General features: G+C 63.4%; 7 protein-coding genes. All 7 read left to right on the top strand.

Annotation, left to right across the window (positions count from 1 at the left end):
• The first annotated feature begins 83 nt into the window (after window positions 1-83).
• The 7 genes from AB1634_18020 (at window position 84) to AB1634_17990 (ending at window position 6,621) form a co-directional block, all read left to right on the top strand.
• Window positions 84-713: a tetratricopeptide repeat protein gene (locus tag AB1634_18020; GenBank protein MEW6221413.1), complete on the top strand. Its 630-nt coding sequence runs from the start codon at window positions 84-86 to the stop codon at window positions 711-713.
• 19 nt (window positions 714-732) lie between these two features.
• Window positions 733-2,925 carry an acetate--CoA ligase family protein gene (locus AB1634_18015; protein ID MEW6221412.1) on the top strand — a complete coding sequence of 731 codons (2,193 nt, stop codon included), beginning with the start codon at window positions 733-735 and terminating at the stop codon, window positions 2,923-2,925.
• A 161-nt stretch (window positions 2,926-3,086) separates the two neighbouring features.
• Window positions 3,087-3,290, top strand: coding sequence for a type II toxin-antitoxin system HicB family antitoxin (locus tag AB1634_18010; GenBank protein MEW6221411.1), 204 nt, complete (start codon window positions 3,087-3,089; stop codon window positions 3,288-3,290).
• Complete coding sequence (locus tag AB1634_18005) at window positions 3,287-3,499, top strand: type II toxin-antitoxin system HicA family toxin (GenBank protein MEW6221410.1); 213 nt, start codon at window positions 3,287-3,289, stop codon at window positions 3,497-3,499. Before AB1634_18010 ends, AB1634_18005 begins: the two co-directional genes overlap by 4 nt.
• Before the next feature lie 94 nt (window positions 3,500-3,593).
• A complete protein-coding gene (locus AB1634_18000; GenBank protein MEW6221409.1) occupies window positions 3,594-4,805 on the top strand; it encodes a diaminopimelate decarboxylase in 1,212 nt (403 codons plus the stop codon).
• A gap of 762 nt (window positions 4,806-5,567) precedes the next feature.
• Window positions 5,568-6,149 carry a hypothetical protein gene (locus AB1634_17995; protein ID MEW6221408.1) on the top strand — a complete coding sequence of 194 codons (582 nt, stop codon included), beginning with the start codon at window positions 5,568-5,570 and terminating at the stop codon, window positions 6,147-6,149.
• A 46-nt stretch (window positions 6,150-6,195) separates the two neighbouring features.
• A complete protein-coding gene (locus AB1634_17990) occupies window positions 6,196-6,621 on the top strand; it encodes a hypothetical protein (GenBank protein MEW6221407.1) in 426 nt (141 codons plus the stop codon).
• Window positions 6,622-7,192 lie beyond the last annotated feature (571 nt).

The raw sequence follows: 7,192 nt of genomic DNA, 5'->3' as shown, positions 1-7,192 counted from the left end.
CCAATGCCAGGGGGCGGCGCGCTTCGCAGGGTAGGCCGGCGTTGCCGGCCGTTTTCTTCATCGAGACATGAGGAGGTCTCTGGATGGCAATCGGCAAGCCGGCGGGAACGGAGATGGTCAAGAAAGAGACCATGCTGGTCGTGGCCTTCATCGCCCTGGTGGTGGGCTTTCTGGGCGGCATCATCTTCAGCGCCTTCAAGGGTGGCAGCGGGGCGCCCAGCACGGCCAGCCGGCCGGCGGGGCCAGCGCCGGCTGATGCTCCGGGTCAGCTCACCCAGGCGGATGCGGGGCGGATCCTGGCCCTGGAGCGGGAAGTGGCCGCCAACCCCGGCAATCGTGAGGCCTGGGTGGCGCTGGGCAATCTCTATTACGATACCAACAAGCCGGACAAATCGGTCCGCGCTTACCAGAAGGCCCTGGAGCTGAACCCGAACGACCCCAACGTGCTCACCGACATGGGGGTGATGCACCGCTCCCTGGGCAATTCGGCGGCAGCCCTCGACGCCTTCCAGCGGGCCATCGCCGTGGACCCCCGGCATGAGATCTCCCGCCTCAACACCGGCATCGTCCTCTATTACGACCTCAAGGATACCGAGGGCGCCATCCAGGCCTGGGAGGAGCTCCTGAAGATCAAGCCCAACGCCACCGCGCCGGATGGCCACAGCCTGCGCGAGCTGGTGGAGGAGCTGCGCTCCGGCACCACCCACCAGTAGCGAGGCAGACGACCGGCCCATGACCAGACGCGATTGCACGCGGGACACACCGCCGCCGGCCCGCTCCCCGCTGCCGGCCCTGGCCGCCTCCCCCCAGGGCCTCGCCGCCATCTTCAGCCCCTCCTCGGTGGCGGTGATCGGCGCCTCCAACCGGCCGGGCAGCGTCGGCCGCTCGGTGTTCGGCAACCTTCTGGCCGCTGATTTCGCCGGCACCGTCTATCCGGTGAATGTGCGGGCGAAGTCGGTGTGCGGGGTGCGGGCCTATCCCAGCCTGGCCGATCTGCCGGAGCCGGTGGATCTGGGGGTGGTCATCGTGCCGGCAGCCGGCGTGCCGGCGGTGGCCCGGGAGGCGGCCGCCGCCGGGGTCAAGGGCCTGGTGGTCATCGCCGCTGGCTTCCGGGAGACGGGAGCGGCCGGTGCCGCCCTGGAGGCGGAGCTGGCCGCCGTCTGCCAGGAGGCCGGCATCCGGCTGGTGGGCCCCAACTGCCTGGGGGTGATGAACACCGATCCGGCGGTCCGGCTCAACGCCTCCTTTGCCCGCCGCCGGGCCAACCCCGGCCACATCGCCTTCATCAGCCAGTCCGGCGCCCTGTGCACCGCGGTGCTCGATTTTGCCGCCCGCCGCAACATCGGCTTTTCCAAGTTCATCTCGGTGGGCAACAAGGCGGACATCGGCGAGCTGGCCATCATCCGCTACCTGGCAGCGGATCCCCAGACCCGGGTGATCATGCTCTATGTGGAGGAGCTCCGGCACGGCGCCGAGTTCATCGAGACGGTGCGGGAGATCACCGGCGGCGAGCACCCGACGCCGATCCTGGCCATCAAGGCCGGCCGTACCGCCGAGGGCGCGGCCGCCGCCAGCTCCCACACCGGGTCTTTGGCCGGCTCCGAGGCGGTCTACGACGCCTTGTTCCAGCAGTCCGGGGTCTTCCGGGTGCAGACCATCGAGGAGCTGTTCGACTGCGCCATCGCCTTTGCCAGCCAGCCCCTGCCCCGCTCCAACCGCATCGCCATCGTCACCAATGCCGGCGGCCCCGGCATCATCGCCACCGACGTCACCATCGGCTCCGGCCTCAGGCTGGCCCGCTTCCAGCCGGAGACCACCGCGGCCCTGCGCAGCCATCTGCCGGCCGCGGCGAATATCAAGAATCCGGTGGACGTCATCGGCGATGCCGGCTCGGAGCGCTACCAGGCGGCCCTGGAGGCGGTCTTGAATGACGAGAGCGTGGACGGGGTGCTCTTCATCCTCACCCCCCAGTCCATGACCGAGATCGAGGCCACCGCGGCCATGATCCCCAGCCTGGCCAAGCGGAGCGGCAAGCCGGTCATGGCCTCGTTCATGGGTCTCATGGATGTCTCCGCCGGGGTGGAGCTCCTGGAGCAGGGCGGCATCCCCCACTACAGCTTCCCGGAGACCGCGGCCCGCACCATGGGCGCCCTGTACCGCCACTCCCGCTGGGTGCGGCGCCAGCACTACAAGGAGCTGGCTCTCGCCTTCGACCGGCCGAGGGCCCGGGCGGCGATCGAGGCGGCCCTGGCGGCCGGCCAGCTCTATCTGGGCGAGGTGGAGGGCAACGAGATCCTGGCCGCCTACGGCTTTCCGGTCCTGCCCGGCCGGCTGGTGACCTCGCCGGAGGAGGCGGCCGCCGCGGTGGCCGAGCTGGGTCCCTGCGCCTTCAAGATCGTCTCCCCCCAGATCATCCACAAGTCCGACGTCGGCGGGGTGCGGGTGGGGATCCGCTCGCCGGAGGAGGCCCGGGAGGCCTTCGCCGCCATCATGGCCGCCGCCGGCCAGCACTCCCCGGAGGCGAGCCTGCGGGGTGTCTTCGCCCAGAAGCTGGCCGCGCCGGGGGTGGAGACCATCCTCGGCATCAAGCGCTACGAGGCCTTCGGCCCCTTGCTCATGTTCGGCCTCGGCGGCATCTTCGTGGAGATCTTCAAGGACGTCTCCTTCCGTCTCGCCCCCATCCGCCACAACGGCGCCTGGCACATGGTCCATGCCATAGAGGCCTTTCCCATGCTCACCGGCGCCCGGGGCGCCGCGCCCTGCGACACCGCCGCCATCGAGGAGTGCCTCCTGCGCCTCTCCGCCCTGGCCACCGACAACCCCGAGATCGTCGAACTGGACGTGAACCCCCTGATCGCCCACCCGGAAGGCCAGGGCGCCTCGGTGGCCGACTGCCGCCTGCTCCTGGCGCCGGTGTCCGCCTGAAAGGGTCATGACCTTGAAAGAGGACAAAAAAAGAAGGTGATAGCCTGGCGGCCGGGGTTGTCCAGGTTGTCCCGCCCCGGCGGTGACCGGGATCGACTCCGCCGCCAGAGGCCCATGGCAAGCGAAGACCGTGTTCTGACTGGAACCGAGGAGAGGGTGTCATGCGATTGAAGGTCGTCGTTCACACTGCCGCGGAAGGTGGGTACTGGGCGGAGGTTCCCGCGATCCCAGGTTGCGCTACCCAGGGCGAGACGTTTGAGGAACTGCTCCAGAACCTCTACGAGGCCATTGAGGGCTGCCTGGCCGTCGATGTGACGCCTGCCAAGATCTCCGAGAGCGACCGTATCATGGAAATTGCCGTATGAGGTCCGTCTCGGGGAAGGATTTGGTCAGGGCTGTGGAGCGAAACGGCTGGCTGCTGCTCCGGATCCACGGTAGCCACCACATCTTCGGCAAGCCTGGGAGTGTGGTCCGACTGTCGATACCCGTCCACGGTGCTCAGCCACTCAAGGTTGGACTTCTCAGGCATCTCATGAGCCTAGCCGAGCTGTCGGAGAGCGACCTCGATGGCTGACCGGTGGAGGATAGCCCGCGGGTGAACGGCCCGGGCGACGGACCGACGCCGCCCGCGTCAAGCCAACGAGAACCTCGCTGCCGGGAGGGCTGCCGTGACCAAGGGCGGAAAACGTCTCTGGTGGGAGCGGGATGATCTGGGATACCGGGACCAGCGGCTGGTCCTGGCCGGCGCCGATCTCGCAGCCCTGGCCCGCTCCATGGGCACACCGCTTTTCGTTTACAGCCGCCAGCGTCTTCTCGCCAACCTCCAGCGGCTCTTCGCTGCCCTTGCCGGCCGCTCCTTTCCCTCCCGCATCTTCTTCGCCATCAAGGCCAACCGCTTCCCGCCCCTGCTTGCCGCCTTGCAGCTCCACGGCGGTTGCGGTGCCGATGTCTGTTCCCCGGGGGAGCTACTCCTGGCCCGGCAGGTGGGCTTTGCGGAGGAGGAGATCTCCTACACCGCCACCGCGGTGGCCGACAGCGATCTGGACCTCATCGCCCGCCAGCCCGGGGTCTGGGTCAATGCCGACTCCCTGTCCACGATCCGCCGCCTCGGCCAGCGCTGCCCCGGCCGGCAGATTGGTCTCAGGCTCAATCCTGGCCGGGGCCTCGGCTACCGGGACCAGGAGCTCCTCCAGTACGCCGGCAGCCGGCCCACCAAGTTCGGCATCTACCCGGCCCGCTTCCGGGAGGCCTTGGATCTGGCCGCCTCCTTTGGCCTGGCCGTGACCGGCCTCCATTTCCACTGCGGTTGCGGCTGGAGCGACCCGCAGCTGCCGGTCCTGGACCGGATCCTCTCCGACTGCCGGCAACTGGCCGGCCAGGTGCCTGGCCTGCGGGTGCTGAATGTCGGCGGCGGTCTGGGGGTACCGTATACCGGAGAGGATCCGCCTCTGGACCTGCGGGCCTGGGCGGATCTCCTGGGCCGGCATCTGGGTGGCCTGGGGTGTGCGGTGTGGGTGGAGCCTGGCAACTACCTGGCCATGGATGCCGGGGTGCTCCTGGTGCAGGTGAACACCGTGGAGGAGAAGGAGGGCCGGATCTTCGTCGGGGTGAACGGCGGCACCGACCTGGTGGTGGAGCCGGCGTATTACCATCTGCCCCTGGAGGTGGCGGTCTGCCAGCGCCGGCCGGATCAGCCGGCCCGACAGGTGACGGTGGCCGGCCACATCAACGAGGCCCTGGACATCCTGGCCGAGGACATTGAGCTGCCAGCGGTGGAAGAGGGTGACTTTCTGGCCCTCCTCAACACCGGCGCCTACGGCAGCACCATGAGCTCCCACCACTGTCTGCGGGGCCAGTTCATGGAGATGCTCCTGCCCTGACGTGCCCGGCCGGGAGCCCTGGCCGGCCGGATGGCGGTCGGGCAGCCTGGGGAGCGGGAGGGAACGCCACGCGCCAACGCACCAAGGGCCAGGTGGAGTCCCGCTATTCAGGTGACTTGCCGTGCAGGGGGGCGTGGGGTATCGTCCGCAGGACAACCGCCGCCGATGGTTTCTGCTCACAGGGCCTGCACTGTCCAGACCGGGGTGTCACCCACCGGGAACCATGCCGGGATGCCGGGAGGACCAGGACACCGGCGATGGAAGGTCAAGCGGACCTGAACAGCAGCGGTCATCCCGTCGGCAGGGGGGGCGATGAGGTCAGACCGGTGCGAGGCAGCAAGGATGTATTTCGCCTATTGCGCTGTTATTGCGATCTTTTTGGCGACTGGCGGCAGCCTGTGATAGGCGGATGGATCATATCCCGGGCGGAGCCCCTTGCGCAACCAACCGATCTTACATGATTTTTCTCGGGACCTCTCGGGCGCCACGAACGTAACCTGCCGATTTGATGGCAGATAATCGGACAGCCGCCCCAGCGCGAAAGACAGCTGGCCGTCTAATACATGTTCAGGGCACGCCTTCGGCGCGCCCTGAACGGGGCGAGCTGAGCTGGTCGCTCCAGCGCCTGTTCTCCAGGCCGCCAAGGCGGCCTTCCGAACAATCGCTGGAGCTGGCGATGGCACTTGCCTGCATGAGCGCTGCGCGCTCCAGCAGGCTGCGTGCCCTCGCAGCTCAGCTCGCCCCGTTGGCCAAAGGAGAGAGATGCTGGAAGTCATCCATAGGTTCGTTGATTCAGTCAAACGCAGAGAAATAGACATATACAACGAATTTAGCCTACAACATGAACTTGGCATAATGCTTCGGGCACAGTTATTGGAGTTGAAAATTCAGTTTGAAAGGAATGTGACTTTCTTCTTTCGTACTGGGGAATTTATCAAGAAAGAGATAGATATTTCTGTTTTCTCACCGGACAGGTCTGAACTCAAATATGCCGTTGAGTTGAAGTTCCCTAGGAACGGCCAGTATCCAGAGCAAATGTTTAGCTTCTGTAAAGATATCTTATTCATTGAGCAACTTAAGAGTGCCGGATTCGAGCGTTCTTTTCTGGTCGTATTCGCTGATGATCCGCTTTTCTATTCTGGTAGTGGAGGCGGCATCTACGGGTATTTCCGAAAGGGACAGAAGCTTTACGGGGCTATTTCCAAACCAACAGGTAAAAAGGACGAGATTATAAGCCTTAAAGGAAGCTATCATGTGCGGTGGGCCGCAGCTGGTAATGACCTCAAGTATACAGTAATAGAGGCAAACACTGGCCAACAAGCGGTTGCACTGGATCGGCCATAAAAACGGCCGCCCAGTGAACCGCAGCGTTATGCGCAAGGAGACTGAAATGAGAGAGATAGTGAAGTATTCCGCTTTTATGCTCGTGCTGCTGATCACCGGCTGCGCGTACAACGTCGAACTCATTAGCTTTGAAACAGGAGAAACCCTTCATGGGGGCTTTAATGTCGCCACTCATGAGGTTTGGGTGAATATGGCTGATGGGACACGGCTGAGCGGTAAATATGTTGAGTTACGTAATGATTCGATAAGTTTTGGCACAACCACTGGTACAGCATTCGCCGGAACAACATTTGGCTCATTTTCCAGTTTCGGAACGGGCTACTCAATTGGAAGCACGTCTATTGGCTATGCAATTCTAAGAAGCCCAGGTACAAAACTGATGATGGAAGTCCTGGTTCGCGCGAATCTTGATAATACAGGGATGGGGGAAGCGAGAACCAATGATGGAAGAACATACAAGGTCATATTCTGAAGGCAGCGCATAACAAGGCGCTGCACCGGACGGCTATTTCGCTGCGCTCCATAGCCGCCTGTGAGCTTGGTCGTTCGGCGCAAACATATATTGCCTACTGGACTTAGGCGTAAAGGGTATACGTCCCGCCCTTTTAAATAGGGGCGTCGTTGGGAAGTGGCTGATGTATGAAGAGGCGCTATGCTGACTAACGGGACGTTACGGTTGGTAATGGTGCATGCATCGCTATTTCTCACATGTGCCCCTCCTTGAACAAGAGGAGGTTAGCGTGTTAAAAGACGACAGGTTAATTGAGGCGCTGGAAACTAACTCAAAAATCGCAGTTGTTTCGATTGTCGTTACTCTTGCCGCAATGGGAACAACGCTATGGCTGATTTTTAAGTAGATTCCTGAAAGGCATGTGATGGCAACCAGATGCCTTAGCAAAATCTTTTGCTCACCCAAGGCACCATAAAGGTGCCTTGGGTGCTTTTGAAACATAACTTACAGGATGCTGTATGTCCCCTGAGGGAAAATTCCATTCCACTGTTTTAGCCTTAATGGTTCCTGTGATTTTTTTTGCGTTGGCTGG

The sequence above is a fragment of the Thermodesulfobacteriota bacterium genome (genome assembly GCA_040755095.1).
In the GTDB taxonomy this organism is placed as follows: domain Bacteria; phylum Desulfobacterota; class Desulfobulbia; order Desulfobulbales; family JBFMBH01; genus JBFMBH01.
This window is presented reverse-complemented; position numbering and strand designations above follow the sequence as displayed.